The organism is Mycobacterium senriense (genome assembly GCF_019668465.1).
Lineage (GTDB): Bacteria > Actinomycetota > Actinomycetes > Mycobacteriales > Mycobacteriaceae > Mycobacterium > Mycobacterium senriense.
Map to the genome: position 1 here is coordinate 3,173,681 of NZ_AP024828.1, position 26,465 is coordinate 3,200,145.

24 protein-coding genes are annotated in these 26,465 nt (G+C 66.7%); 14 read left to right on the forward strand and 10 right to left on the reverse strand.

Annotated elements, in window-relative coordinates; all coding sequences use genetic code 11:
- Nucleotides 1-91 precede the first annotated feature (91 nt).
- From MTY59_RS15355 to MTY59_RS15380, 6 genes are all read right to left on the reverse strand, one after another.
- The gene (locus MTY59_RS15355; protein ID WP_221041910.1) at nucleotides 92-1,369 is read right to left on the reverse strand and encodes a TetR/AcrR family transcriptional regulator; all 1,278 of its coding nucleotides are present in this window, start codon (nucleotides 1,367-1,369) and stop codon (nucleotides 92-94) included.
- Between the two features lie 138 nt (nucleotides 1,370-1,507).
- Nucleotides 1,508-2,155, reverse strand: a complete 648-nt coding sequence (locus MTY59_RS15360; RefSeq protein WP_221046462.1) for a nitroreductase family protein — start codon at nucleotides 2,153-2,155, stop codon at nucleotides 1,508-1,510.
- Nucleotides 2,155-3,276, reverse strand: coding sequence for an acyl-CoA dehydrogenase family protein (locus MTY59_RS15365; protein WP_221041911.1), 1,122 nt, complete (start codon nucleotides 3,274-3,276; stop codon nucleotides 2,155-2,157). Before MTY59_RS15365 ends, MTY59_RS15360 begins: the two co-directional genes overlap by 1 nt.
- Nucleotides 3,273-4,439, reverse strand: a complete 1,167-nt coding sequence (locus MTY59_RS15370; RefSeq protein ID WP_221041912.1) for an acyl-CoA dehydrogenase family protein — start codon at nucleotides 4,437-4,439, stop codon at nucleotides 3,273-3,275. Before MTY59_RS15370 ends, MTY59_RS15365 begins: the two co-directional genes overlap by 4 nt.
- Before the next feature lie 44 nt (nucleotides 4,440-4,483).
- Nucleotides 4,484-5,053: a nuclear transport factor 2 family protein gene (locus MTY59_RS15375; RefSeq protein WP_064952475.1), complete on the reverse strand. Its 570-nt coding sequence runs from the start codon at nucleotides 5,051-5,053 to the stop codon at nucleotides 4,484-4,486.
- Between the two features lie 2 nt (nucleotides 5,054-5,055).
- Nucleotides 5,056-6,030, reverse strand: a complete 975-nt coding sequence (locus tag MTY59_RS15380) for an SDR family NAD(P)-dependent oxidoreductase (RefSeq protein WP_221041913.1) — start codon at nucleotides 6,028-6,030, stop codon at nucleotides 5,056-5,058.
- 124 nt (nucleotides 6,031-6,154) lie between these two features.
- Between MTY59_RS15380 and MTY59_RS15385 the strand changes: the two genes are divergently transcribed.
- From MTY59_RS15385 to MTY59_RS15430, 10 genes are all read left to right on the forward strand, one after another.
- Nucleotides 6,155-7,879, forward strand: a complete 1,725-nt coding sequence (locus MTY59_RS15385; RefSeq protein WP_415823142.1) for a nitric oxide reductase activation protein NorD — start codon at nucleotides 6,155-6,157, stop codon at nucleotides 7,877-7,879.
- A gap of 56 nt (nucleotides 7,880-7,935) precedes the next feature.
- The gene (locus tag MTY59_RS15390; protein WP_065141988.1) at nucleotides 7,936-8,802 is read left to right on the forward strand and encodes a CbbQ/NirQ/NorQ/GpvN family protein; all 867 of its coding nucleotides are present in this window, start codon (nucleotides 7,936-7,938) and stop codon (nucleotides 8,800-8,802) included.
- An 85-nt stretch (nucleotides 8,803-8,887) separates the two neighbouring features.
- A complete protein-coding gene (locus MTY59_RS15395; RefSeq protein ID WP_221041914.1) occupies nucleotides 8,888-10,006 on the forward strand; it encodes an ABC transporter substrate-binding protein in 1,119 nt (372 codons plus the stop codon).
- Nucleotides 10,006-11,148, forward strand: coding sequence for a spirocyclase AveC family protein (locus MTY59_RS15400; RefSeq protein ID WP_221041915.1), 1,143 nt, complete (start codon nucleotides 10,006-10,008; stop codon nucleotides 11,146-11,148). Before MTY59_RS15395 ends, MTY59_RS15400 begins: the two co-directional genes overlap by 1 nt.
- Nucleotides 11,141-12,145, forward strand: coding sequence for an SDR family NAD(P)-dependent oxidoreductase (locus MTY59_RS15405; RefSeq protein ID WP_221041916.1), 1,005 nt, complete (start codon nucleotides 11,141-11,143; stop codon nucleotides 12,143-12,145). The genes MTY59_RS15400 and MTY59_RS15405 overlap by 8 nt, the downstream gene beginning before the upstream one ends.
- Before the next feature lie 10 nt (nucleotides 12,146-12,155).
- Nucleotides 12,156-13,370 (forward strand): cytochrome P450, encoded by a 1,215-nt coding sequence (locus MTY59_RS15410; protein ID WP_221041917.1) that lies wholly within the window; start codon nucleotides 12,156-12,158, stop codon nucleotides 13,368-13,370.
- Nucleotides 13,371-13,484: 114 nt separating this feature from the next.
- Nucleotides 13,485-14,969, forward strand: coding sequence for an aldehyde dehydrogenase family protein (locus MTY59_RS15415; RefSeq protein ID WP_221041918.1), 1,485 nt, complete (start codon nucleotides 13,485-13,487; stop codon nucleotides 14,967-14,969).
- A 51-nt stretch (nucleotides 14,970-15,020) separates the two neighbouring features.
- Nucleotides 15,021-15,650: a maleylpyruvate isomerase family mycothiol-dependent enzyme gene (locus MTY59_RS15420; protein WP_221041919.1), complete on the forward strand. Its 630-nt coding sequence runs from the start codon at nucleotides 15,021-15,023 to the stop codon at nucleotides 15,648-15,650.
- A 530-nt stretch (nucleotides 15,651-16,180) separates the two neighbouring features.
- Complete coding sequence (locus MTY59_RS15425; protein WP_221041920.1) at nucleotides 16,181-17,449, forward strand: cytochrome P450; 1,269 nt, start codon at nucleotides 16,181-16,183, stop codon at nucleotides 17,447-17,449.
- Nucleotides 17,446-18,237 carry a lysophospholipid acyltransferase family protein gene (locus MTY59_RS15430; protein WP_221041921.1) on the forward strand — a complete coding sequence of 264 codons (792 nt, stop codon included), beginning with the start codon at nucleotides 17,446-17,448 and terminating at the stop codon, nucleotides 18,235-18,237. The genes MTY59_RS15425 and MTY59_RS15430 overlap by 4 nt, the downstream gene beginning before the upstream one ends.
- 10 nt (nucleotides 18,238-18,247) lie before the next feature.
- Here MTY59_RS15430 and MTY59_RS15435 read toward each other — a convergent pair whose 3' ends face one another.
- Nucleotides 18,248-19,684, reverse strand: a complete 1,437-nt coding sequence (locus MTY59_RS15435; RefSeq protein ID WP_221041922.1) for a WS/DGAT/MGAT family O-acyltransferase — start codon at nucleotides 19,682-19,684, stop codon at nucleotides 18,248-18,250.
- Between the two features lie 179 nt (nucleotides 19,685-19,863).
- On the opposite strand from MTY59_RS15435, the gene MTY59_RS15440 reads away from it, so the two are divergent.
- Both MTY59_RS15440 and MTY59_RS15445 read left to right on the forward strand, forming a co-directional pair.
- Nucleotides 19,864-21,012, forward strand: a complete 1,149-nt coding sequence (locus tag MTY59_RS15440; protein WP_221041923.1) for a thiolase family protein — start codon at nucleotides 19,864-19,866, stop codon at nucleotides 21,010-21,012.
- Entirely contained in the window at nucleotides 21,009-21,800 is a 792-nt protein-coding gene (locus tag MTY59_RS15445; protein WP_221041924.1) for a crotonase/enoyl-CoA hydratase family protein, read from the forward strand. Before MTY59_RS15440 ends, MTY59_RS15445 begins: the two co-directional genes overlap by 4 nt.
- 42 nt (nucleotides 21,801-21,842) lie before the next feature.
- Here the strand turns inward: MTY59_RS15445 and MTY59_RS15450 are convergent, their stop codons facing one another.
- From MTY59_RS15450 to MTY59_RS15460, 3 genes are all read right to left on the reverse strand, one after another.
- The gene (locus MTY59_RS15450; protein ID WP_221041925.1) at nucleotides 21,843-22,859 is read right to left on the reverse strand and encodes an NAD(P)/FAD-dependent oxidoreductase; all 1,017 of its coding nucleotides are present in this window, start codon (nucleotides 22,857-22,859) and stop codon (nucleotides 21,843-21,845) included.
- A complete protein-coding gene (locus MTY59_RS15455; protein WP_221041926.1) occupies nucleotides 22,856-23,356 on the reverse strand; it encodes an isoprenylcysteine carboxyl methyltransferase family protein in 501 nt (166 codons plus the stop codon). Before MTY59_RS15455 ends, MTY59_RS15450 begins: the two co-directional genes overlap by 4 nt.
- 74 nt (nucleotides 23,357-23,430) lie before the next feature.
- Entirely contained in the window at nucleotides 23,431-24,525 is a 1,095-nt protein-coding gene (locus MTY59_RS15460; protein ID WP_221041927.1) for a type III polyketide synthase, read from the reverse strand.
- A gap of 71 nt (nucleotides 24,526-24,596) precedes the next feature.
- On the opposite strand from MTY59_RS15460, the gene MTY59_RS15465 reads away from it, so the two are divergent.
- Complete coding sequence (locus tag MTY59_RS15465) at nucleotides 24,597-25,745, forward strand: NAD(P)H-binding protein (protein ID WP_221041928.1); 1,149 nt, start codon at nucleotides 24,597-24,599, stop codon at nucleotides 25,743-25,745.
- Nucleotides 25,742-26,464 carry a CPBP family intramembrane glutamic endopeptidase gene (locus MTY59_RS15470; protein ID WP_221041929.1) on the forward strand — a complete coding sequence of 241 codons (723 nt, stop codon included), beginning with the start codon at nucleotides 25,742-25,744 and terminating at the stop codon, nucleotides 26,462-26,464. The genes MTY59_RS15465 and MTY59_RS15470 overlap by 4 nt, the downstream gene beginning before the upstream one ends.
- Nucleotide 26,465 lies beyond the last annotated feature (1 nt).

Here is a 26,465-nt window from a genome sequence, read left to right on the forward strand (position 1 = left end):
TCCCCTTCTCGGATAATGCCAACGCGGTTCTAACTGCTCAACTGTATGGGTACCAGTTAGTTGGTTCAATAGCGGGGCAGTCAATCGAGGTTTACTTGCCGCGGACGGCGACGCCACGCAGGACCGTGTCGCGAACATGCAGCAAAGCAGGGCGTTTACCGATCTCGTTAAGGATGTTCTCCGGAATCCACTGCAGGCCGATCAGGCAGCGCGCCAGCATGGCGGTCGACGGGGCGTCCATCGCGATCTCGCCCGAGCGGAGCCCTTCGGACAGCAGCGATTTCATCTGCCGAAGGCGCGTCGTGTAGGACCAGCCCGGATTCGCGGTCGGCGGCGAGAGCCGCATCCAGGCCAGTTGAATCCTGAACTCGTCGGAGAACTGATCCAACGCATTGACGTTGACCCAGCTCAGCGCGTCCAGCTTCTCGGTGGGGGTGGCGTCGGAACGCAGCACACTGACCCAGCCCGCCTCCACCTTCTTGCCGAAAGAGCGCATGATCGAGTCCAGGAGTTCGTCCTTCGATCCGATCACCCGGTACACCGTGCCGGTGCCCAGACCGGCCGCCGAGGCGATGTCCCGGATGGTGGTGACCTCGTACCCCCTGCGCCCGAATTCGGTTCGCGCCACCGCGCGCACCAGCGCCGCCTTGTCACTCGGGTCCGCGTCGCTGTCGTCGGACCACGTCGCGATGACGTCCTTGGCGGCGGCAAAGGCATTGGACCGGTCCAGTGCGGCATCCGCTGGAGGACGAGTTGCCAAGCCCTGCAGGATGATTCGGCACAGCAATTCGGCAACCTGGTTGGCCGACGAAGTGTGGCGCATGACGTCGAGGCCGACCTGCAGCATGGTTTGGCAGAATCGATCGGCCAACGTCGGCAGATCGATGTCGGGTTTGATGTAGCCGCTCCACCGGCCCGCCCGCAGCGTCTGCAGCATCGCCTCCTGGATGGCCGCCGGCCGCTGCTGCGTCAGCTTGGTCAGCTCCGGGTCGGTACCCGGTCCCTCGTAGAACGACATCTGCAACGCCGCGCGGTGTTCGACGGCGCAGTTGGCGATCGCCGACCCGAGCTCGATGATCTGGTCGGCGACCGGACGAGCGTCGGGCCCGTCCAGCCTCTTCTGCGCGGACCGCCCGATGCGCTCCAGGTCCTCCTGGTAACGCAAGATCAGCTCGACCAGGATGGCCTCTTTGGACTCGAAATGGTGATACAGGCTGCCGGGAAGAATGCCTGCCGCATCGGCGATCTCCTGCAGCGACGTCCGCAGCCCCGAGGATGCGATCAATGACGCGGCGGTGGCCAGGATCTCGGCGCGGCGGGTCGGAGAATCAGCTGTGCCGCTGGCTCGCAGTGACTCGGCCTTCGCCATGGTTAGCGGTGTGCAAATCCGGACGATTGCGGGCTGGCGAACATTCGCATTCGTCCTCTCTTGCCGAACCAAATCTTTGTTAGAGGCTATCAGACTGTGCGCGATGAATGCGCTGCACAAAGCGGTGAAAGTCCCATTCTAGAGCGGCGGACCGTCCCAGCGGTCGCACGCGACCACCTCCTCGAGCGGGCGCCGGGGCGCCGGTGAGAAGGTGCGGCCCGCCCGCAGCCGCCCGACCGGCAACAGACAACCCTGAACGTAGGTCGGCGGGATCCCGAGTAGGTTCCGGATTTCCTCTTCATGATGCAGATGCAGCGTGGTGATGCACGTCCCGTATCCCCGGGTGTGCAGCGCCAGCTGGAAATTCCACACCGGCGGGAAGATCGAGCCGTACAACGTGGCCAGGTGAAACGATTCGTCGCCCTCGATGCGAGGCAAATAGGGCTCATAGCAAGGGATTACCAGCAGTGGCACCCTCGCAATGTTCTCGACCAGCCACTCCGTCGACGACATGACCCGGCTCTCGGGAGTTCCCGCGGGCATCAGGTCGGCGATCAGCTGCCCACCGACGCGCAGCAGGTAGGCCTGGCGATACAGCTCGGCGATCTTGATGCGCAGCGCCGGATCCGAGATCACCAGCCAGCGCCATGCCTGGGCATTCGACCCGTTCGCGGCCTGCAGGGCGATCCGCAGGCAGTCGCGGATGTCGTCGGGGTCCACCGGCGCGTCGAGGTCGAGCGCTTTGCGGGCCGAAGGCGTCGCGGTGAGCAGGTACTCGATATCCATCACTGACGGCCTCTCTTGGCAAGGCGCGCACCGAGTTCGGTGAGGTATTCGTCGGGGCCGCCGCGCAACGCGCTCCAGCTCAGCAGGCGCTTGAGGTAGAGGTGAGCATCGTGCTCCCAGGTGTAGCCGATCCCACCGAACACCTGGATCGCGGTGTCGGCCACGGTGGCCAATCGCCCCGCGAACGCCTTCGCGCGCATCGCGGCAAGATGGCGCTCCTCGCCGGATTGGCCGCCGGATCCCGGGAACGCGTCGCTGGCCCACAGCGCGTGGATGACACCGCTGCGGGCCAGCTCGACCGTCTCGAACATGTCCACACACAGGTGCTGGACGGCCTGGAAGGAGCCGATCGGCTGGCCGAATTGTGTTCTGCTTTTCGCGTATTCGACGGCCAGACCCATGATGGCGCGCGCGGCGCCGAGCGCGTCGGCCGCAGTGGCGATCAGCACGTCGTCGATCACCGCCGCCAAGTCGTCCGCGGGCGCCGCTGCCAGTCGCTGCGCGGGCACGGCGTCGAACGTGACGCGGAACTGCTTGCGGGTCTGGTCGATGCCGTGCTCGGGCGCGACCGACAACCCGGACGAGCCGGCCCGCGCCGCGAAAAGCGAGCTGCCGTGGTCGTCTTCGGCGACCACGAGCAGAACATCGGCGGCCGCGGCGTCGGGCACCGCGGCTATCTCGCCGCGCAGCACGATCGCGTCATCGCGCCGGCTCGCGGCGATCGAGGCGTTCGGCGAATCGGGGATGCAGACGGTGGCCACCGTGGTGCCGTCGGCGATGCCGCGCAACAACTTCGGTGCGATGTCGTTGTCCCCGAAGCGGGTCAGCGCCCGCGCGGCGGCCACCGCGGTCGACAACCACGGGCCCGGATGCAGCGCGGCGCCCAGCTCTTCGGCAACGATGCCGGCCTCGACCATCGTCATGCCGGCGCCGCCGTACTCCTCCGGCACCAGCAGGCCGGTGGTTCCGAGATCGGCGAGGCCGCGCCAGACCGCCTCGTCCGTTCCGGCCGGATCGTCGAGCAGTGCGCGCACATGCTGCGAAATCGGTGCCTTCTCGGCGAGGAAGCGCCGTGTGGTGTCGCGCAGCGCCACCTGTTCGTCGGTGAGTTCGAGGTTCATTTGCGCGGCAGCCCCAGCACTCGTTGCGCGGTGATGTTCTTGTTGATCTGCGTGGTACCGCCCGCGATGGTCAGCGACCGCGACGTCAGGCGGTAGTTCGCCCACGGCGCGCCCGCACCCCGGGTGCCGAGAGCGTCGAAGGCCAGCGCGGCCAGGTCCTGGCCGATCTCGCCCCACACGGTCTTGGCGAGGCTGGCCGACCCCAACGCTGTTTTTTCCGAGCCGCCATGCAGCGTCGCCGAGATCGACCGCTGGCACAGGACCTCGAGATACTTGATGCGGACCGCGATTTCGCCGAGGCGCCGCAGCGTCACCGGATCGTCCAGCGCGCCGGTGCCGGCCGCGGCGAGATCGTTGACCAGCTCCTCGAGCCGCACCTGCATCTCCGCGTACAGCCTGGCGGCCCCGGCGCGCTCGTGGCTGAGCGTGGTGGTGGCCACCTGCCAGCCCGCGTTGAGCGGGCCGAGCAACGCGTCCGCGGGCACCCGCACGTCGTGGAAGAAGATCTCGGCGAAGTCGGCGTCACCCTTCAGCGTGACCAACGGACGGACCTCGATGCCCGGCAGTGTCATGTCGACGATCAGGCAGGAGATCCCCTTGTGCTTGGGCGCCTCGGGATCGGTGCGCACGTAGAGCTGACACCAGTCGGCCCGATGCCCCAGCGAGGTCCAGATCTTCTGGCCGTTGACGACGAAGTCACTATCTTCCGGGCCGTCTCGCACGGCGCGGGTGCGCAGCGCCGCGAGATCGGACCCCGCCTCGGGCTCCGACATGCCCTGGCACCAGATGTCGTCGGCGCGCATCATGCGGGGGAGCAGCGCGAGCTTCTGCGACTCGGTGCCGTACTGCATGATGGCCGGGGCGATGTTGTTGAGCCCAATCACGTTGAGCGGCATCGGGGCTCGAGCGCGCGTGGTCTCTTCGGTGTAGACCAGCTGCTCGAGCACTGTTGCGCCGCGCCCACCGTATTCGGGCGGCCAGGACACCGCGGCCCATCCCGCGTCGGCCATCGTCGCGTTCCACGCGCGCAACATCTCGAACGCGGCGTCGTCGCGGCCGGTGGGCCGGCGCGCCGCCACGAGCTCGTCGGTCAGGTTCTGCGAGAGCCAGTCACGCAGCTCGCTGCGGAACTGTTCCACTTCCGCCGGGTATGAAAAGTCCACGTTCCTCTGTCTTCAGCGTCGTAAAACCCTGACCAAGCCGGACTCTACGGTTGGGCGGATATCTGGTCAACGATGTTGGCGGGCATGCGCGACGCCGTGAGCGGTCGATCGTATGAGGCGTCCGTCCTGTCGTGGCGGGGCGTGCGGGTTCCGGGCACCATGGCGATGGCTTCGTCGGTGAGCAGCGATTGCGATTCGTTGATGAACTCCACCAGGCAGACGCGATCGACGATCGCCCAACGCCCGTCGCGCCGCTCCAGCCGATCCACGTAACGACCGCCGGAGACCGTCATGTGGTTCGCCGGTTCACGGTCGGTCCCGACGAACAGGTAGTAGGTCTCGGCGTGGGCCTCGTCGCCGTCGATGTCGGCGGTGTGGTTCAGCAGGTAGTGCTGGTATCGCGTCTGGCTGCCGTGGTACGCGAGCGCCCAGTCGATGAAATCGTCTACCTCGCCGACGAATCCGACGTGGTCGTCGACGGCGCCGTCGTGGTAGGCGGACCGCAGCAACGCCCGGTCCTGCCGGTCGATTCCGCGCGCGTAGCGCTGCATGCAGTCGTAGATCTCCGCGCGGTCGGTGAGATGCCTGACCTGGTCGCGCAATTCGCCGTCCACGTTCAGCTCCCTTGAGGGTCGGGGAAGGCGACCTCGGCGTTGCCCGGCATCGGGCTGACGCCGCGTCGCTCACACACTTCCAGCACCTCATCGACGATCGACGCCGGCACGATGAACTTCTCCGTCGAGGACATCTGCTCGAGATGCGCCTCGATGTCCTCGGCCGTGGGCCGGCCCTCGGCGTCGGCGAGCCAGCCTTCGGTGAGGCCGACGAACACCCGCGCGTAGCGGCCGGCGGCCGCGGAATAGTTGCGGTGGGTGAACGTGCAGGCGGTGCTGGCCAGAAACGTCACTAGCGGCACGACGAGCTCGGGCCGGATGGCTTGCATGAAGCCGGATTCGGCGAGGAACTTCTCGTCGCCGACGGTCTCGGTGACCATCCGCGAGAACCCGGTGGGCATAACGGAATTGGCCAGTATTCCGTGCGCTTCGCCCTCGATGGCGATGACGTTCGTCAATCCGACCAACCCGGCCTTGGCCGCCGCGTAGTGGGCCTCCATCGGCTGGCCGAAGATCCCGGCGGAGGACGAGATGAAGACGAATCGCCCGCCGCCGTTGTTCTTCATCACGCGATACGCGGGCTGGGACAGGTGAAATCCGCCGTCGAGATGCACGCGCAGCATCCGCGTCCAGTCGTCGTGCGTGAGGTCCTCGAAGGGCACGCTGCCGAAGATGCCGGCGTTGCTGACGGCCGCGTCGAGGCGCCCGAAGGCGTCCACGGCCGCATCGATGATCGCCTGGCCGCCGGCCGGGCTGTCCACGGAGTCGTACGAGGCGATCGCGGTCCCGCCGGCCTGCTTGATCGTGTCGACCACCTCGTCGGCGATGCCCCTGTCGGAACCCTCCCCGCGCATCGAGCCGCCGAGGTCGTTGACCACCACGGCGGCGCCGCGGCGGGCCAGGTCCAGCGCGTACAGCCGACCGAGTCCCCGACCGGCCCCGGTCACCACCGCCACCTGGCCGGTGAAGTCAATCATCGTGTGCTCCTGATTCATTGACTGCTGTGCAGCCGGACTTTACGGTGGAACAGATATTTGGTCAACAATCTGGAGGTTGAGCGTGGGGGACGGCGACGGTGCCGACCGACTGCAGGCCCTGGGCATGCTCGCCTCCGCGCTCGCGGGCCGGGCCGTCGCGGTCGCCGGGCTGCCACCGGGTGAACCGGCATGGACCGACGGGCAGACGATTCACGTCGATGCGGCGGCGGCGCCGCGCGCGCAACTGAAAGCCGTAGCCGTGCAGGCGTCGATGATCGCCGCCGGCAGCCTGGAGCCAGATGTGGTGGGCGCGTTGGTTCGCCGCCGCAAGCTGGCCAAGCGTTACCTCTCGGTGGAAGGCCACCGCGCGCTGGTCGCCAATGCCCCTTTGCTACCAAGTGTTTTGGCGTCGCTGGGCGACCGCGAGATCGCGGGTCGCAGCGATTCGCCCAACGCGTCGCTCGACATTGCCGGCGCACGGGTGGCGGTGGACGATCCGGCGCCGGAGTTCGGCGTGATCCGCGCGGCGAAGGTGATGGCCGCATGCGCCCGTTCGGTCAAACAAGACGAAGAGGCGAAGGCCGGCCATGTGCCGCGGCGCAATGGCGCAACGGAACTCGAGGAGCTCGACGACGGCGAGGTCGACGACTCCGACGATCCCGACCTGTTCACCAGCCCGGTTGGCGGTGGCGGATTCATCGGCAAGTGGTTGAAGAAGATGCTGTCGTCGGCGCGCAAGACCGGAAGTGGGGGCGGGCCGCCCGGCGCGGACAACGCGACCCATCGCACCAAGTCCGGCAAGCGCGGCGCATACGCCGTCACATCGCTGGCCTCGACCTCCGGCGGCGACGACGGGGACGCCGACCAGGAGGGCCAAACCGCCGCCGACGGCGTGCGGTATCCCGAATGGGACGTCGCGCGCAAGAGCTACCGGCCGGCGTGGTGCACGGTGCGCGAGGTGGAGCCGCAGATCAAGGCGTCGGCAACCCAGGCCATCGACGACGCCATCGGCGTGCGGCGGCCGCTGTCGCGGCTCGGCATGGGCCTGCATCGTCGGCACCGGCAGTCGCAGGGCGACGACATCGACATCGATGCGGCCGTCGAGGCTCGGGTCGAGGTGCGGGCCGGATCGGTGCCCGACGAGGCCGTGTACCTCGACAGCCTGCGGCGCCGTCGCGACCTGTCGGTGCTGCTGCTGCTCGATGTGTCCGGTTCGTCGGGCGAACCCGGAACGGTCGGGCGCACGGTGCACGAACAACAGCGGGCGGCGGTCGCCAACCTGACCGTGGCGTTGCACGATCTGGGTGACCGCGTCGCGCTGTACGCGTATTACTCGCAGGGCCGTCGCGCGGTGAGCATGGTGCCGGTGAAGCGGTTCGACGACCACCTGAATGCACAAGTGATCCGCCGGCTCAACAGCCTGGAACCGGGCGCGTATTCACGCCTGGGCGCGGCGATCCGGCACGGTTCGGCGACCCTGGAGGCGCGCGGTGGCACGTCACGGCGGCTGTTGGTGGTGCTCTCCGATGGACTGGCCTACGACCACGGGTACGAGCGGGCTTACGGTGCCGCCGACGCGCGTCGCGCGCTGACCGAGGCCCGCCGCCGGGGGACCGGCTGCGTGTGCCTGACGATCGGCGCGGGCACCGACGTGCCGTCGTTGCGCCGGGTGTTCGGCAGCACCGCGCATGCCACCATCGCGCACCCCGATCAGCTCGCCGGCGTGATCGGACCGCTCTTCCGATCCGCCCTGCGTTCGGCGGAGGTTCGTCGCAGAATATCGGTGATGCCAAGTCCCAGAACACAGTTGGCGCGCGAGAACGTCAACACCGCCCGTCAGGGCACTTGAAAACAAACATCTGTTCCGGTTAGGCTCCTATCGCCGGAAGTAGCAGAAGGGAAGCTATGGCCAACGAGTCCGGGCTTGCATACTTCAACGGCGGTCCGTCCGAAGCGGACGGGAAGGAAGAAGTGCGGCCCTACTACCAAGCGGTCGGCGGCGAAGAGGCCGTTTTCAAGGCGGCCTACCGCCAGGGCCTCGCGCTGGTTCTGAAGGGTCCGACCGGCTGCGGAAAGACCCGGTTCGTCGAGGCGATGGCCCACGACCTGGGGCGGCCGCTGATCACCGTGGCCTGCCATGACGACCTCACCACGGCGGACCTCGTCGGCCGCTACCTGCTGCGCGGCGACGAGACGGTGTGGGTGGACGGACCGCTGACCCATGCGGTGCGCGAGGGGGCGATCTGCTACCTCGACGAGGTGGTGGAAGCCCGGCAGGACACCACGGTGGTGCTGCATCCGCTCGCCGACTATCGCCGGCAGCTGCCCATCGAACGACTCGGCGTCACGCTGGACGCGGCGCCCGGATTCGGCCTGGTGGTGTCCTACAATCCCGGTTATCAGAGCGTGCTGAAGGATCTGAAGGATTCGACACGGCAGCGGATGGTGGCCATCGAATTCGATTTCCCCACAGCCGATATCGAAGAGAGCATCGTCGCGCACGAGGCGGGCGTCGACGCGACCACCGCGGCCGAGCTGGTCCGGTTCGGTCAGGCCATCCGCCGGCTGGAAACGGGTGGGCTGCGCGAGGTGGCGTCGACGCGGGTGCTGATCGCCGCGGGCAGGCTGGTCGCCGAGGGCCTCAGCATGCAGGAGGCGGCCCGGGCCGCCATCGCGGGCCCGCTGACCGACGACGTCGCGGTGGGCAAGGCGCTGGGCGAAATGATCCAGATCTACCTCAATCCGGACGGGTCCGGCGGGTCCGATGATTGACGCTGCATACCGCCCCCGCTAGGGTCTGAACAAATATTAGGTTTTTTCGGATCGGCGCGCGCAATTCAGTCACCTGGGAGGTCGGATGTCCTACGAGAGCAGCGCAGAGCCGATCAAGGTCGGCTATCTGATGGACTTCACCCTCCCGCCGGGGTTCCCCGAGGAGCTGTTCGCCTCCTTTACCCAGACTTTCGACCTCATCTTCGAAGAGGCCGTCGCCCAGGGCCTGATGGACCGTCCCGTGCAGATGATCTATCGCGAGGTGGAGGGGCTGCCCAAGGGTTCGGTCAAGGCGGTGATCGATGCGTATGGCGAACTGGTCGACGAGGGCTGCCTGGTGGTCTTCGGTCCGAACATCACCGATAACTGCGTGCCGTTGCGCGAAGCGATCGAGGAACGGTTCAAGGTACCCGCGATCAGCGTGACCGGCACCGACGACTGGCTCGGCGAGTGGACTTTCTCCTTTCCACAGGGATCGATGACCGATGAACCGATATTCCTGGCCGACCTCATCGCCAAACGCGGGCTCACCGAAATCGGTGTTCTGGTCGAGCAGAGCCTCATCGGTGAAAGCTACCTGAAGAATCTGCGAAGTGCCTGCCGGCGCAAAGGCATTCGGATCGTCGCGGAAGTCGCCATCGCGCAGACGGCCCAGGACATCAACGCCGCGGTGCAGACGCTGCACGAGGCAAAGGCCGAGGCGATCGTGCACCTGGGCTTCGGCTTCGGCATCGTCTTCATCAACCCGGCGCTGGAGTCTCTCGGCTGGGACCCGCCCCGCTTCACCACTACGGCGTGGCAGAACGCCTGGGTCAACCCGATCATGTGGAACGCGTTCATGGGCTGGACCGGTGTCGACCAGTACGACGAGGCGAACCGGATCGGCCAGGACTTCCTCGACAGCTACGCGAAGAAGTACAACGGCAGTCGCCCCGAGTTCTGCGTGACCGTGGTCAATCGCGACGTCGCCGCGACACTCGTGCGCGCGTTCACCGACGCACATCCGTTGAGCCCGCGGGGCGTCAAAGAGGCTTTGGAGCGGGTCAAGATGATGCCCGCCGCGTCTGGCGCGCCCGGTACCCGCGTGTCGTTCGGCAAATGGACCCGCCGGGCCTGGATGGGCGCCGGATACCTGGTGGCACGCACCCTCGACGCCGACGGCATCAACTCGCACTTGGTGGATCGCTTCGGAGAGGAAGACTGATGTCCACCGAACAAGCCACACCGCCCGCCGACCAGGAGGAACCGGCCGCCCCACAGCGAAAATCCAAGCGCGGCTGGGGCGGTTGGATCGCCGGCGCGGCGCTGGCCGCCTTCGCATTGTTCTTCATCGCGAATTGCCGTGTGGCCCTTGACCCTCGCGTCGCGAACCCGAACGTGCAGGGCCGACCTCGGCCGGTGAAATTCACTTTCGGTCTGGATTACATCGGGTTCCTGGACTGGGCCACGGTTGTGGCGCTGATTGTGCTGTTGATCGTCTTCCTCAGGGGCTGGCGCCGAAATCCCGGCAGCCCGGTGATGTTGATGTTCCTGTGCACCACGCTGATCGTGTGGCAGGACCCGATCATGAACTGGTCACCGTTCGCGGTCTACAACCCCGACCTCGTTCACTGGCCCGAATCCTGGCCGTTGGTGTCGTTGTCGCCGACCGTCGAACCGTTCGTGGTCTTCGGCTACGTGATGTTCTACTTCGGTCCCTACTTTCCGGCGGTCTGGTTGCTGCGCAGACTGCAGGCAAAGTACGGGCCCACCAGCTATGTGTCGCGGCATCCCCTGGTCAGCCTGGGTCTGATGACGCTGGTGATCGGGTTCGTTTTCGACGCCTTCCTGGAAAACATCCTGATCCACTGGGGCATGTACATCTACTCGCAGGTGATTCCGTGGGGATCGGTGTTCACCGGCACCACTTTCCAGTTTCCGCTGATCTGGGAATCGTTCTCGGTGTGCTTCGTGATGGTGCCGGCCGCGATACTCTGCTACCGCGACGACACCGGTAAGTCGGTGGCGGAAAAGCTTGCCGCGAAAGCGAAGTTGTTCCCCGCGCGTCCGACGCTCGGCACATTCCTGGTGATGTTCGTCATCATCAACGTGTCGTATTTCGCCTACGGTGGCTGGTTCTGGGTCATCAAGGTCAGTCATGCCGCAACCTCGGTGGCCTGCCCGTGGCCGTATCCCGAGGCGAAAGTGTATGACCCGCAAGGTTATTACGAGAAAGCGGGCGCCCAGGGCCCGTACTCCGTCGGCATCTGGTCAACCTGGGCGAGCGGGGAGCCCAACGGGCGGCCTCATGTCGATGCTCCGCCGCCAGGTGAGGGTGCGTGCGCGACGGCGGGCCAGCATGGCTGAGCCGCGCACGGTCGTCATCACCGGTGCGTCCCGCGGACTGGGCTTCGCCTCGGCGGTGCGGATGTACAAGGAGGGGTGGCGCGTGGTCGCGGCCATGCGCACACCCGACCAGGGAATGCCGCTGCTGCGCGACGCTACCGGGGCCGCCCTCGACGACGTACGGTTGGTCGGCGTCCAGCTCGACCTGACGGACAGTGCGACGATCGCCGCGGCGGCCAAGGCAATCGAAGAAGCCGTGGGCGCTCCGTACGCGCTGGTGCACAACGCGGGTATTTCGGCCGCAGGAATGGTGGAGGAGACCGACATGGCGTTGTGGCAGCGCATGCTGGCCACCAGCGTCCTGGGCCCCGTCACGCTCACCCAGGCCCTGCTGCCGTCGATGCGAGCGGCGGGCCGGGGGCGAATCGTCCTGGTGTCCAGCGCGGCCGGGGTGCGTGGCCAGCCCGCCACCGCGCCGTACTCCGCGGCCAAGGGAGCGCTGGAGCGGTGGGGGGAATCGATGGCGTGCGAGATCGCGCCGTTTGGCCTGGGCGTCACCGTCCTGGTGGCCGGCACGTATGACACCGAGATCATCACGGATGCCGGCACCACCGACGACCGAAACTTCGGCGGACCGTACGCCCGGCTGCACAACACCATGAACAGCCGCGGGCGCTTCGCGATGAAATTGGCGCGGCCGCCGGAGCGGTTCACCGACGGCCTGCTCAAGGCGATCGATGACCGCGGAGCATTCCGCCGCCGAGGCGTCGGGCCGGACGCCTCGATGCTGTTGGTGGCTAACAGGGTCCTGCCGGCGTCGGGCATGCACCACGTGTCGCGGATCGTGCTGGGCATACCCCGGCAGGGGTCGATGCGCGATGGGGCGTGGCCGTTGACAACAAGTCAAAAGGCGATGGTCTTCGTCGCCCGTGTTCTACCGCAGCCGGTAATGCAGCGTTTGGCCGCAGTGGCGGGGCGGTTCTCGTCGCAAAAGAATGCGGCACCGCAAGGGGATTGAGGGGCAAATCATGGAAAAACTTTTCGACGATCTGGACGACTTCGGCGCGTTCGACGACGCGGTCTCCGGGGACGTGCGCGACCCGTACACCGAATTGGCCCGGCTGCGGCGCGAGGAACCGATTCAGCGGCTGGACAGCTCCGGGATGCCGCATGAGGAATCCAAGCCTGTCTTCATCGTCTACCGACACGAGGAAGCGCAGCAGATGCTGCGCGACAATGAGACGTTCTCCTCGGCGGCGGTGATCGCGGCGTTCGGCCCCGTCCTGGGGGAGCGCGTCATGCTCGGCATGGACGAGCCGATACACGGCAGGCTGCGGTCACTGGTGTCAAAGGCTTTCTCGCAGAAGGCTTTGGCGCGCTGGGAGGACGAGTTGGTCGGACGCGTGGCCAATGGTTTGATCGACAAGTTCGCCGCCAACGGCAAGGCCGACCTGGTCAAGGAATTCACCTTCGACTATCCCAGTCAGATCATCGCCGGCCTGCTTGGTCTGCCTGAGGAGGACTACCCACAGTTTCAGCGGTGGTCCATCTCGCTGCTGAGCTGGATCCTGAATCCGGAACGCGGACTTGCCGCGTCTGCGGCGCTGTGCGACTACTTCGCGCCGATCCTGGCGGCCCGGCGCGCCGAGCCCAAGGACGACCTGATCAGCGCGCTCGCCCAGGCGGAGATCGACGGCGAGAAGCTCGAGGACGAGGAGATCTATTCGTTCCTGCGCCTGTTGCTGCCCGCCGGGGTGGAGACCACCTACCGGGCGCTGGGCAACCTGCTGCTCGCGCTGCTGTCGGATCCCAAGCAGCTGGACGCCATCCGCGCGGACCGCTCGCTGCTGCCGCAGGCCATCGAGGAGGGCGTGCGGTGGGAACCGCCGCTGTTGACCATCACCCGGGTCGCCACCCGCGACACCGAACTCGGCGGGGTGCCGATCCCGGCCGGGTCGAGCGTGATGCCGATGCTGGGCGCCGCCAACCGGCAGGAAGACCGTTACCCCGAACCGGACTCGTTCGACATCTTCCGCTCGCCCAAGGGCCACCTGGGCTGGGGACACGGCGTGCACGTCTGCCTCGGCATGCACCTGGCGCGGCTCGAGATGCGCACCGCCATCAACCTTCTGCTCGACCGGTTGCCGAACCTGCGGCTGGACCCCGAGGGCGACGACCCGCACATTCGCGGCCAGGTTTTCCGGTCACCGACGTCGGTGCCGGTCCTGTTCGACCCCCAATAACCGGCCCCGCGCGGGGCTTCACTTGTCAATCGGCTAGTTTCCAGTAAGGCTCCCCGTAGGGCAACCAGCGCGCTGCGGGACGCCCCTCTAACGAGTCAGAAGAGAGTGACAGATATGATTGAGGCTGTAAAGGTCCGCTTCGAGCCGAAGATGATGATCGACGGCAAGCTCGTCGACGGGCAGGCCGGCACGTTCACAAACATCAACCCGGCGACCGAAGAGTCGCTCAGCGAGGTCGCCGATGCCTCGAAGGAGGACATGCACCGTGCCATCGATGCCGCCCGGCGCGCGTTCGACGAGACCGATTGGTCGACCAACAAGGAGCTGCGCAAGCGGTGCCTACTGCAGCTGCACGAGGCGATCGAGTCCGAGATCGACGAGCTGCGTGAGGAGCTCATCCTCGAGGTCGGCTCCCCCCGGGCCATCACCTTCGGACCCCAGCTGGACGCGCCGCTGGAAGACGGGCTGAAGTACCCCGCACGCCTGATAGACGAGTACGCGTGGGAAACCGACCTGGGCGACAAGGTGATCAGCCTGACCGGCACGCTGACCACCCGCAAGGTGTGGCGGGAACCGGTCGGAGTCGTCGGCGCCATCGTGCCGTGGAACTTCCCCTTCGAGGTCACCCTCAACAAGCTCGGCCAGGCGCTGGGCACCGGCAACACCGTGGTGCTCAAGCCGGCACCCAACACCCCGTTCAACGCGAACCGGCTCGGCCGCATGATCGCCGAGAAGACCGACATCCCCGCGGGCGTCGTCAATGTCGTCACCGCGTCGGATCACTTCGTGGGCGAGGAGCTGACGCTGTCGCCGAAGGTCGACCTGATCTCGTTCACCGGCTCGACGGTGGTCGGCAAGCGGATCATGGAAAAGGGTGCCGCGACCATGAAGCGGCTGTTCCTAGAACTGGGCGGCAAGTCGGCCACCATCGTGCTGGAGGACGCCGACTTCGGCACGGCGTGCATGGTCGGCATCGCGCCGTGCATGCACGCCGGTCAAGGCTGCGCCAACCCGACCCGGCTGCTGCTGCCGCGGTCCCGCTATGACGAGGGCGTCGAGATTCTCAAGAACATCTACGAGAACGTCACGTGCGGCGACCCGCAGGACCCCGGAACGCTGTGTGGACCGGTGATCTCGCAACGGCAGTACGAGCGCGTGACCGGCTACATCCAGAAGGGCGTGGACGAAGGCGCCACCGCGCTGGTCGGCGGCCCCGGTGCGGCCACCGGTTTCGACAAGGGATATTACGTTCGGCCAACGCTTTTCACCAACGTCGACAACAAGATGACCATTGCTCAGGAGGAGATCTTCGGGCCGGTGCTGTCGGTCATTCCGTTCGACGACGAAGAGGATGCGATCCGGATCGCCAACGACAGCGTGTACGGGTTGGCCGGCAACGTGTTTGCCGGTTCCCTCGAGCGTGCCCTGTCGGTGACCCGCCGCATCAAGGCCGGCTTCATGGGTGTCAACGGCGGTGCGCCGTACGGCGCGGACACCCCGTTCGGTGGCTACAAGGAGAGCGGCGTGGGTCGCCAGAACGGCATCGCCGGATTCGACCAGTACACCGAGATCAAGTCGGTGGCCTATCCCGCCGGATAAATTGGCGGGTGGGTGCGTTCGTAACGTGGTGCTAAGCAACATCTTCAGGCGATGCCCCTAGACCGCGAGTTCGTGTTCGCGGCCGTCGCCGACGAGCGGCGCCGGATTGCCTGCGTGCTGGAAGGCTTGGACGCCGCGCAGTTGGCGACGCCGAGCTTGTGCAGGGGTTGGGACGTGAAAACCGTTGCCGCGCATGTGATCAGTACCGCGACCGACGGCACTCTCGAATTCCTGCGACTAGCGCTGCGCCATAGGAGCATGGACCGTGCGATTGATGAGTTGGCCCGGCGTCGTGCCCAACTGCCTGCCGCAGAGATCGTTACCGGCTGGCGCCAGTGCGCCGATAGCCCGATCAGTCCGCCGCTGTTCGGCCCGTTGGATCCGCTCGCAGACGTCCTGGTACACAGCGGTGACATCAGAATTCCACTTGGCATGCCCTTCGAGCCCGATTCTTACCGAGCAGCGTTGGCCATGGACTTCCTGACCGGCCCGTGGCCGTTCGGCTTCGTTCCTCTCGGCCGGCTGCGTGGAATCAGCTTGCGCGCCAGTGACATTTGTCGGGTCTGGGGGAGCGGTCCGGAAATTCGCGGACCGGCGGCCGCTTTGATGATGACCGTCACCGGCCGCAGCGCGCTAATACCCACGCTCGACGGGCCGGGGCTGCCGAAACTATGCGGCTAGCCTGGCGGTAGCGGCCGTTTCAACGTCAGACAATGCTCGACTCGAAATGGTGGTCCCCACCCCTGTCGTATTCCTTGAAGCGGTGGGCAACTTGAGTGCGTTGCACCGAGGACCCCACGATTTGCCAACCCTGCTCTCCGTAGGTCCTCGTCAGACGATTCGCCTCATCAATGACCGTTTGCAATGACTCATGGGTGTGCGAGATGAAGGTGCTCTCCCATCGCGGGGGATGCCACCTGTCATCTGATGCCAGCCACCAACCGGGCCGGGGTGCAGGAGTGCTCACATCCCGGGACCATATGCGCCGCCGTCCCTGGGAAAATGAATTACTAATGACCGATGCTGTACGCGCCGCCGAAGAACCGGTGTCAAAAGAGCAGGTGGCGTCGGCGGGCCCGGCCCGCACGCACCGCGCAATCGCCGCGGGACCCGGCTTGACCTAATATTTGTTCAGCTCTAGATTACCAGAAGAGGTTGTGTCCCCCGGGGTGACGTTGAGGGGGCGGTTACCCGGATGCCTAGGAGTCCTTTTGAGTGAGTTCGAATCGGTCGATTTCTTCACCGACCCTGCCCTGATCCCAGACCCGTACCCGTACTTCGACCATCTGCGCAGCCGTGGCCCGGTGATGCCCCGACCGGATCAGGGCGTCTTGGCGATCACCGGCCACCAGGAAGCGCTCGCCGTCTACAAAGATTCGGCGTTCTCCTCGTGTGTTTCGGTCGCCGGCCCGTTTTCCGGACTGCCGTTCGAGCCCGCGGGCGACGACATCGGCAGCTTGATCGAGCAACATCGCTCGCAGATCCCGATGAGCGAACACATCGTGACCCAAGATCCACCGGAGCACAGCCGGACAAGGGGTCTGCTCAGCCGCCTGCTCACGCCCAAGCGGCTCAAAGAAAATGAAGACTTCATGTGGCGACTCGCCGACCAGCAGCTCGACGAGTTCGTCTCCCGTGGCAGCTGTGAATTCCTCGACGACTATGCGCGGCCCTTCTCGGGACTGGTTATCGCCGATCTGCTGGGAGTCCCGCCCGAGGATCACGAGGAGTTCCGGGCGGTGTTCTCCGGCAAGGTGGTTGGCGATATCGGGGACGATTCGGTCACGCGTGACCACAATCCGCTGGAATACCTCGACGAGAAGTTCACCACCCATATCACCGAACGTCGCCGACAGCCGCGCGAGGATGTGCTCACCGAGCTGGCCACGGCGAAGTATCCGGACGGGTCGACTCCCGACGTCATCGATGTGGTGCGGCTCGCTACGTTTTTGTTTGCGGCCGGCCAGGAAACCACCACCAAGCTGCTCAGCTTCGGGATGCGAATGATCGCCGAAAATTCCGAGCTGGAAACGCTGCTCCGCGAAGACCGAAGCAAGATACCGGCTTTCGTCGAAGAGACGCTGCGCATGGAAAGCCCGGTCAAATGTCACTTCCGGATGGCGCGCACATCGACGTCCATCGGCGACACCGTCATCCCGGCCGGTAGCACGGTGATGCTGCTGCCCGGAGCGAGCAATCGGGACGCAAGAAAGTTCGAGGAGCCCAACGAATTTCGGGTGGACCGCCCGAATGTTCGTGAGCATGTGGCCTTCGGGCGGGGCAGTCATTCGTGTCCCGGTGCGCCGCTGGCCCGCGCGGAGGGGCGGATATCGCTGAACCGCATTCTGGACCGGATGTCGGACTTCAGGATTTTGGAGGCCGAACACGGACCGCCCGATGCCCGCCGCTACAGCTACGAACCCACCTGGCAGATGCGCGGCCTCACCGAGTTGCACGTCGGGTTCACGCCGATCCGGTGAGCGGTCACGAGATCGGCAAGTGGGACGCCGACTTCACCAGGCAACTGGTGGATGCGGCCAGACCCATCGCAAAGGCCTGGTTCCGCTTCGAGGTGCGCGGGCTGGAATCGTTGCCACCAGAGGGTGGGGCGCTGATCGTCGCGAACCACTCCGGCGGCATGCTCACCCCAGACGTGCTGATCTTCGGCGCGGCCTTCTATGCCAAATTCGGCTATGACCGCCCGGTGTACACACTGAGCCACGACGGGATGTTCGCCGGGCCGATGGCAGGCCTGATGACCCGACTCGGGGTGATTCGCGCCAGCACCGCCAATGCCGCCGATGCACTTCGGTCGGGCGGGATCGTTCTGGTGTTCCCCGGCGGGATCTACGACGCCTACCGGCCGACGTTGGCGGAGAACGTCATTGATTTCAACGGCCGCACCGGGTATATCCGGTCAGCGATCGACGCCGGTGTGCCGATCGTGCCGGCGGTGTCGATCGGTGGGCAGGAAGGTCAGCTGTTCCTCACGCGTGGAACCTGCCTTGCCAAGCGTCTGGGCCTATCGCGGTGGCGGTCGGACATTCTGCCCATAACCGTGGGTTTTCCATTCGGGCTCAGCATGATCATGCCGCCCAATCTGCCGCTGCCGACCAAGATCGTCACCGAGGTTTTGGAACCGATCGACGTCGTCGCCCAGTTCGGCAACACGCCACAGGTCGACGATGTCGACGCGCACGTCCGTTCGGCGATGCAGACGGCCCTTGACGGGTTGGCGCGCAAGCGGCGCTTTCCCGTCCTGGGATAAGCCTTGCCGCTCAGGGCTTCAGCGTGGCCGGCGGCATTGCGCTGTCCAGCGTGGTAAGAGCATCAGAAAAGCCTGCCGCAGTGCGGATTTCGCGGAAGGCGCCGACCATGGCGTCGGTGAGTTCATGGGTGTCGCGCAGGGTGCGGTCGTCGGCGATCACCGAAATGTTGAGCTGATCGACGTAGCTCCACACGGTGATGTTAATGCCGCAGGCGGTGATCAGCGGCCCGGCTGAATAGATTTCGCTGACCGGGACGCCGGCGAAACGGCCACGCTCACGCGGTCCCATCACGTTGGAGATGGGGATGTTGAACAGCCTGTTGCTGGTGTACCGCCGGGCCAGCCATCTGAACGCCAGCGGGGCCGCAGCCCCCGGCAGGTAGCTGATCAATCTGCCGTACAGCTCGGGACCGAACAGCTCGTTGTTTTCTTTCGCGATGGCGGTACTCGTCAACGTCAGCCGCACCCGCTGCAGCGGATCGTCGATGTGCGTCGGCAACGACACCGCCATGCCACCGAGCTCGTTGCCGCTGATTCGGTGCGGCAACCTGCCGGTAGTGGCCGGGACCGACGCGACCAGGGGCTGGTCCGCGCGGCCGTCGTAGCGCAATAGCAATTCCCGCAATGCGCCCGCGGCGATCGCCATCACCATGTCGTTGATCGTGATCCCCAGCTTTTTACCGGTCTGTCTGACCTGAGCCAGCGACAGTGTCGCGGTGGCGAAAGTTCTTGCCGGAGAGACTTTGTGGTTGATAAATGTCGGCGGTGCATGCAGCACTCGGGCAAGATCTGGCTGCTTGCCGCGCTGACGAGAGCGCCGTCGAAGTCGTCGGGCCCCGAAAAGCGTGTCGGCCACCACCCCGGGTAACGTGGCGGCCTGCCGCGCGTAATCCTCGGCGGCGGCGCGTAGCAGCTGTGCCGTCGAGGGCGTAGCGCACGTCGTGTCGTGGTCGCGTTCGTCCTGTACCGGGCCGGTCAGGTCCATGACTCTGGCCAGCAGATTGGCTGACGCAATGCCATCGGCCAAGGCGTGGTGCATCTTGCCGATCATGGCGAATTTGTGATCGGCCATGCCTTCGGCGAAGTGGAACTCCCACAACGGACGGTCGCGATCCAGCGGAATGCCGGCGATCTGCCCGATTACCTCGTCGAGCTCCCGGCGGCCACCGGGGGCGGGCACCCGAACACGCCGCAAATGATAATCGAGGTCAACCTCGCAATTCTCCAGCCACATCGGATGATGCAATCGCCACGGGATGTCGACGAGCTTGTAGCGCAACGGATCCAGTCGATGCAATCGCCGAACCAGCGTGCGGCGAAAAACATCGAAGCTGAACTCGCCGTCGTAGTCGGCGGCGTCGACGATTGCCACCTTCAAGGTATGGGTGTGCAGGTTCGGAGTCTCGCTGTACAACAGCATCGCGTCCATACCGTTGAGCCGCTTCACCCGGACCATTATTGCCCTGTACCGCGAGCGAGAGAACAACATTCTGGTTCACGGGTCAGCGCTGAGCACCGGCGCCCGTGCCCAGAGCCACCCCGGGCTTCGCCCGCCCAACCCCTTGGTTGACAATCGACGCAAGGCTCAACTCTTTTCGAAGTCCACGTGTCAAAGGAGACAAGACCATGGCTGAAGCCGTCATCGTCGAGGCAGTGCGTTCACCGATCGGCAAGCGCAACGGCGGATTGTCCGGGGTGCACCCCGCGGATCTGTCCGCACAGGTGCTCAACGGCCTGGTCGACAAGGCCGGCGTCGACCCGGGCCTGGTCGACGACGTCATCTGGGGCTGCGTCATGCAGGCCGGGGAGCAGGCCCTCGACATCGGCCGCACCGCACTGCTGACCGCCGGCTGGCCCGAGACCGTCCCGGGCGTGACCGTGGACCGCCAGTGCGGATCCAGCCAGCAGTCCATCCACTTCGCCGCCGCCGGCGTCATCGCCGGGCACTACGACGTCGTCGTCGCCGGTGGTGTCGAGTCGATGTCGCGTACCCCGATGGGCGCATCGCTGGCCAACGGCGGGCGTCCGTACCCGCAGGCCTTCCTGGACCGCTACGAAGGCCAAATCCCCAACCAGGGCATCGGCGCGGAGATGATCGCCGAGCAGTGGGGGTTCGACCGCACCGCGCTCGACCAGTTCTCCCTCGACTCGCACGAAAAGGCCGCTGCCGCACAGGATGCCGGCGCCTTCGATGACCAGATCGTGGGCATCAAAGACTCCGACGGCAACGTGGTGCTCAAGGACGAAGGCATCCGCCGCGGGACGCCGATGGAGAAGATGGCCTCGCTGAAGCCTGCCTTCAAGGAGGACGGCGTGATTCACGCCGGCAACTCGTCGCAGATCTCCGACGGCTCGGCGGCGATCCTGTTCATGTCCGCCGAGAAGGCCAAGGAACTCGGGCTCAAGCCGATCGCCAAGGTGCACACCGCGACCCTGGCCGGCGCGGACCCGGTGATCATGCTGACCGCGCCCATCCCGGCGACCCAGAAGGCGCTGAAGCGCTCCGGGCTGTCCATCGGCGACATCGGCGCCTACGAGGTGAACGAGGCGTTCGCGCCGGTTCCGCTGGCCTGGCTCAAGGACATCGGCGCCGACGGGAAGAAGCTCAACCCCAACGGCGGTGCCATCGCGCTGGGCCACCCGCTGGGTGGATCCGGTGCCCGGATCATGACCACCCTGCTGTATCACATGCGGGACAAGGGAATTCAGTACGGTCTGCAGACCATGTGCGAGGGTGGCGGCCAGGCCAACGCCACCATCGTGGAACTGTTGTGACCCAGGAGCCGGGGGCCCTGGCCGAACGCCGGGGCAACGTGATGGTGATTACCATCAATCGGCCGGAAGCCCGCAACGCGGTGAACGCCGCCGTCAGCATCGGCCTCGGGGATGCGCTCGAAGAGGCGCAGCACGATCCCGAGGTGCGGGCGGTGGTGGTCACCGGCGCGGGCGACAAGTCGTTCTGCGCCGGGGCCGACCTCAAGGCGATCGCCCGGCGGGAGAACCTCTATCACCCCGATCACCCCGAGTGGGGCTTCGCCGGCTACGTCCATCACTTCATCGACAAGCCCACGATCGCCGCGGTCAACGGCACGGCGTTTGGCGGTGGCACCGAGCTGGCGCTGGCCAGCGACCTGGTGGTGGCCGACGAGCGCGCGCAGTTCGGCCTGCCCGAGGTCAAGCGCGGGCTGATCGCCGCTGCCGGTGGCGTGTTCCGCATCGCCGAGCAGCTGCCCCGCAAGGTGGGTATGCAGCTGCTGCTGACCGGCGAGCCGCTGAGCGCGGCGGCCGCCTGCGAGTGGGGCCTGATCAACGAGGTCGTCCCCCACGGCTCGGTGCTGGACGCCGCCCTGGCGCTGGCCGCGCGGATCACCGTCAACGCGCCGCTGTCGGTGCAGGCCAGCAAGCGGATCGCCTACGGTGTCGACGACGGGGTCGTCGTCGGTGACGAACCGGGTTGGGAACGGACGGTGCGCGAGATGCGGGTTCTGCTCAGGTCCGAGGACGCCAAGGAGGGTCCACTGGCGTTCGCCGAGAAGCGGGAGCCGGTCTGGAAGGCGCGCTAGTGCGCGAGCGCGGCGCCGCCGGGCGAAGCGGTTCGCCGGGGACTAGCCGGCCAGGATGTTGACGCCGCGGTCGAACAGCGGGGGGAGCAGCGTGCACGTCGGGACGACGGCGCGCCGCACCACCCGGGGCGTGCTGGCCAGCACCAGCCCGCGGGTGAGCAGCCGGTAATCGCGGGTGATCCGGTGCCAGGCCTGCTCGTATGACGCCGGCGTCTCGTTGACGATGGCGTCGACGGCCGCGGCGGACTGTTTGAGCGCCAGGCTGATGCCCTCGCCGGTGAGCGCGTCCTCGTAGCCGGCTGCGTCGCCGACCAGCAGCACGCGCCCCGCGACCCGGCGCGAAACCACCTGCCGCAGCGGGCCGCAGCCGCGGTGCTGCCCCGGGGCTGCGCCGTGCAGCCGGCCGGCCAGCCGCGGGAACCAGGCCGGGTCGGGCCGACCGCGCGACAGGATCGCCACGCCGACCAGATCCGGCTCGACCGGCGTCACGTACGCCTCGCCCCAGCGGGACCAATACACCTCGACGAAATCCGACCATGCCGGCACCCGATAGTGCCACCGCACGCCGTAGCGCCGCGGTGTCCCCGCCGTCGCCGTGATTCCGACGGCACGCCGGACCTGGGAATGCAGTCCGTCCGCGGCCACCAACCATCGCGCGCGCACCCCGGCGGCCGAGACGCCGTACGCGTCTTGCTCGACGCTGGTCACCCGCGTGCGGATCCAGTCGGTGTCTTGCTCTTTGGCCCGCGCGGCCAGCGCCGCATGCAACGTGGTGCGCCGCACGCCGCGTCCCGGCCCGCTGCGAAAGCGTGCCTGGGCCCGCCGTCGTTCACTCACGTAGGCGATCCCGTGAAAAGGCATGCCGACCGGATCCACGCCCAGTGAGATCAGTTCGGCCAGCCCGCCCGGCATCAACCCCTCGCCACAGGCCTTGTCGATGGGGCCGTCGCGCGGCTCGGCCACGATCACCGAAAGTCCAAGGCGTCGAGCGTGTAACGCCGTGGCCAGCCCGCCCGGTCCGCCACCGACGATCAACAGGTCCGCGTCGTAGTCGCTCACGTGTAACCCAACGCCGAGTTCTCCACGCGCAGGCGCACCCTGAGCAGCGCGGCGTTGGCCAGCGTGAAAACGACGGCGGTCAGCCACGCCGTATGCACCAGCGGCAACGCCACCCCCTCGGCCACCACTGCAACATAGTTCGGATGGTGCAGCCAGCGGTAGGGACCCTGACGCACCAAGGCCGCCTGCGGCAGGACGATCACCCGGGTGTTCCATCGCCGTCCCAGCGTCGTGATGCACCACCACCGCAATGCCTGGCTGGCCACCACCACCGCCAGCATCGGCCAGCCCAGCCATGCGATGAACGGCCGGTGCAGTGCCCATGGTTCGACGAGGCAACCGACCAGTAATCCGGTGTGAATGATCACCATCACCGGATAGTGCGATCGGCCAAACTCCTTGGCGCCCTTGGTAAACGACCAACGTGCGTTGCGGGTGGACACCACCAGCTCCGCGACGCGCTCGAGTCCGACCGCCAGCACCAGCAGGTAATACATGGCTACAGTCTTTACCAGCCCTACCAGCCCTACCAGCCCTACCAGCCCTACCAGCCCTACCAGCCCTACCAGCCCTACCAGGCCAGCAGTACCAGCTCGGAACAGAACGCCGGGCCCATCGCGATCATCAGGCCGATCGATCCCGTCGGCGGCGGATCGGCCATGTTCGCCGCGAGCACGTCGAGCACCGAGACCGACGACAGATTTCCGTTCTCTCGCAACGATTTTCGCGTGTGATCGAGCGCGTCCGCCGGAAGGTCCAGGACGTTCTCGACGGTCTCGATCACGCGGGGCCCGCCGGGGTGGCACACCCAGGTCGCCACATCGCGCGGCGTCAGCCCGTGGTCGGCGAGAAAGTCGCGGACGTCATCGCCCAGGTATTTGTCGGCGATCGTGGCGACGTCGGCGGACAGCACGATCCGGAAGCCGTCGCCGCCGATCTTCCAGCCCATGACCTCTTCGGTGTCGGGATAGATGTGGCTGCGCGTCGCCAGCACCCGGGGGCCGGGGTGTTCCCGGCCCGCCCGGTGGGCGCCCTCGGTGATCACCGCGGCCGCGCCGTCGCCGAAAAGGCTGGTGGCGACGAGATTGGCGACCGACTTGTCTTGGCGCTGAACGGTCAGCGAGCACAGTTCCACCGCGAGCAGGGCGGCCGTCTGGTCGGGGAAGGCGCGCAGGTAGTCGTGCATGCGGGCCACGCCGGCCGCGCCGGCTACACAGCCGAGCCCGAACAGCGGGACGCGTTTGACGTCCGGCCGCAGCCCGACCCGCGTCGCGAGTCGCGCCTCCAGCGTCGGAACGGTCACGCCGGTGACCGTCGTGGAAAACACGATGTCGAGCTCCGATGGCTTCACCTTCGCCTCGTCCAGCGCGGCCACCAGCGCCTGCTCGCCCAGGTCCAGCGCGACCTCGAGATAGGCGTCATTGGCCTCCGTGAATCCGCTCAGCTCGCGGTAGCGGGGTAGCCGCAGCGCGGTGTTGCGGAACTCAACCCCGCTGCTGCGTGCGAAGCGCTGAAAGTCCGGGCCGGCGATGTCGGTCAGTGCCTGAATGGCTTCGCTTTGGGTATAGCGGTTAGGTGGAAACTTCACCGCGACGCCGGCGATGGTCGGATCTTTCAGCGCAATGCCCGTCGAGCCGGCGAATTCACGGCTTCCCCCATGGTCCATGTAGGGGTGACGATGCCGCCGCGCCGTCGGTTCAAATGCCCGCCGCGCGGGCGGGTCGCTAGGGTCGGGGTATGCGGGCTCTGGTCACCGGTGCCACCGGTTACGTAGGATCGCGCCTGGTCACCGCGCTGGTGGCCGATCAGCACCAGGTGGTGGCTGCGACTCGAAACCCGGCGCGCCTCAAGCGTTTCGGCTGGTTCGACGACGTCACGCCGGTCAAATTGGATGCCTCCGAGCCGGCGTCGCTCGCCTCCGCCTTCGCCAGTTGCGGGCCCGTTGACGTGGCGTATTACCTGGTGCACGCGATCGGCCAGCCCGGTTTTCGCGACGCAGACAAGACCGCGGCGGAAAACTTCGCGGCCGCGGCCCGCGACGCCGGGGTGCAACGCATCGTCTACCTGGGTGGGTTCGTGCCCGCCGAACAAGACCTGTCCGAGCACCTGACCAGCCGGGCCGAAGTGGCCCACGCGCTGACCATCCCGGACGGCCCCGAGCTGGTGTGGCTGGGCGCGGCGATCATCATCGGCGCCGGCTCGACGTCGTTCGAGATGATGCGCTACGTCGGCGACCGTTTCCCGCTGATCCCAATCCCGTGCTGGATGGACAATCCCATCGACCCGATCTCCATCCGCGATGTCCTGCACTATCTCGTCGCCGCGGCCGACCGCGACCTGGTGCCCGCCGGGGCGTACGACATTGCCGGCCCGGACACCACGACCTACCGGGCCCTGCTCAAGGCGTATGCGCGGGTCTCCGGCCGCTGGCACACCGGCCTGCCGGTGGGCAGGGTCGACACCTCGCTGGCCTCCCTGATCACCGGCGTCGCGCTGCCGGTGCCGCCGGGGCTGGCGGGCGATCTGGTCGAATCGCTGGACCACCCGATGGTGGCATCGGCCAGCGGCCTGCGCGATCGGGTTCCCGACCCGCCCGGCGGCCTGCTCGGCATCGACGAGTCCCTGGCCCTGGCCTTGGCGGGCCGGTCCACGCAGCGGCCGCGTCCCGTCAACGCCCTGGCCGATCCGCACGATCTCGCCAACACCGATCCCACCTGGGCCGGCGGCGACGCGCTGCGCATCCGCCGACTCGCCCGGCGGGTCACCCCCTCCATCGTGCGGCCGACCCTGGGGCTGGTGAACAAGGTCCCCGGTCCGGTGGCCGGGGCGGTGCGCACCGGCCTCGACATCCTGATCGCCCTGACCCCGAAGGTGCGTCCAGCATGACCCAGTCGACGAGTCCGTATAACACCGGCGTCCTCACGGAGTTTCGCCGTGCCATCACCAATGTGGCTGTGCCCCATAATGAATCGCCCGGCGTAGTGCGGCGTCGACGGGTCATCGTGGCCATCACGGTGGTCGTCGGGGCCGGGGTGCTCGGGTTCTCGTTGCGCCGCCATCCGGGGGATGCAAGCTTCTACTGGCTAACGCTGGTGCTGGCGGCCGTGTGGACCGTGGGAGCGCTGATCTCCGGTCCGCTGCACCTCGGCGGCATCTGCTGGCGGGGCCGTAACCAGCGACCGGTCCTCACCGGCACCGGCGTCGGCCTGCTGGTCGGTGGCGCGTTCGTCGTGGGCGGCCTGATCGTCCGGCAGATCACGCCCGTGGCGGAGTTGATCACCCGGGTGCTGCTCTACGCGCACCACGGGTGGTATCCGGTGATCGTGGCGATCACGCTGATCAACGGCGTCGCCGAGGAAGTGTTCTTTCGCGGCGCGCTCTACACCGCCCTGGGCCGCTATCACCCCGTCGTCATCTCGACCGTCCTCTATACGTGCGCGACGCTGGCCAGCGGCAACCCGATGCTCGGGTTCGCCGCGATCATTCTGGGAACGGTGTGCGCGTTCGAGCGCCGGGCCACCGGCGGTGTCCTGGCGCCGATGCTCACCCATTTGGTGTGGGGGCTGATCATGGTTCTCGTGCTGCCTCCGATGTTCGGCGTCTGAC

Excerpts from the sequence above, each read along its gene's own strand:
- MTY59_RS15355 (WP_221041910.1), bottom strand. The coding sequence starts at position 1,369 with ATGGCGAAGGCCGAGTCACTGCGAGCCAGCGGCACAGCTGATTCTCCG.
- MTY59_RS15360 (WP_221046462.1), bottom strand. The coding sequence starts at position 2,155 with ATGGATATCGAGTACCTGCTCACCGCGACGCCTTCGGCCCGCAAAGCG.
- MTY59_RS15365 (WP_221041911.1), bottom strand. The coding sequence starts at position 3,276 with ATGAACCTCGAACTCACCGACGAACAGGTGGCGCTGCGCGACACCACA.
- MTY59_RS15380 (WP_221041913.1), bottom strand. The coding sequence starts at position 6,030 with ATGATTGACTTCACCGGCCAGGTGGCGGTGGTGACCGGGGCCGGTCGG.
- MTY59_RS15385 (WP_415823142.1), top strand. The coding sequence starts at position 6,155 with ATGCTCGCCTCCGCGCTCGCGGGCCGGGCCGTCGCGGTCGCCGGGCTG.
- MTY59_RS15390 (WP_065141988.1), top strand. The coding sequence starts at position 7,936 with ATGGCCAACGAGTCCGGGCTTGCATACTTCAACGGCGGTCCGTCCGAA.
- MTY59_RS15395 (WP_221041914.1), top strand. The coding sequence starts at position 8,888 with ATGTCCTACGAGAGCAGCGCAGAGCCGATCAAGGTCGGCTATCTGATG.
- MTY59_RS15400 (WP_221041915.1), top strand. The coding sequence starts at position 10,006 with ATGTCCACCGAACAAGCCACACCGCCCGCCGACCAGGAGGAACCGGCC.
- MTY59_RS15405 (WP_221041916.1), top strand. The coding sequence starts at position 11,141 with ATGGCTGAGCCGCGCACGGTCGTCATCACCGGTGCGTCCCGCGGACTG.
- MTY59_RS15410 (WP_221041917.1), top strand. The coding sequence starts at position 12,156 with ATGGAAAAACTTTTCGACGATCTGGACGACTTCGGCGCGTTCGACGAC.
- MTY59_RS15415 (WP_221041918.1), top strand. The coding sequence starts at position 13,485 with ATGATTGAGGCTGTAAAGGTCCGCTTCGAGCCGAAGATGATGATCGAC.
- MTY59_RS15420 (WP_221041919.1), top strand. The coding sequence starts at position 15,021 with ATGCCCCTAGACCGCGAGTTCGTGTTCGCGGCCGTCGCCGACGAGCGG.
- MTY59_RS15440 (WP_221041923.1), top strand. The coding sequence starts at position 19,864 with ATGGCTGAAGCCGTCATCGTCGAGGCAGTGCGTTCACCGATCGGCAAG.
- MTY59_RS15455 (WP_221041926.1), bottom strand. The coding sequence starts at position 23,356 with ATGTATTACCTGCTGGTGCTGGCGGTCGGACTCGAGCGCGTCGCGGAG.
- MTY59_RS15460 (WP_221041927.1), bottom strand. The coding sequence starts at position 24,525 with ATGGACCATGGGGGAAGCCGTGAATTCGCCGGCTCGACGGGCATTGCG.
- MTY59_RS15465 (WP_221041928.1), top strand. The coding sequence starts at position 24,597 with ATGCGGGCTCTGGTCACCGGTGCCACCGGTTACGTAGGATCGCGCCTG.
- MTY59_RS15470 (WP_221041929.1), top strand. The coding sequence starts at position 25,742 with ATGACCCAGTCGACGAGTCCGTATAACACCGGCGTCCTCACGGAGTTT.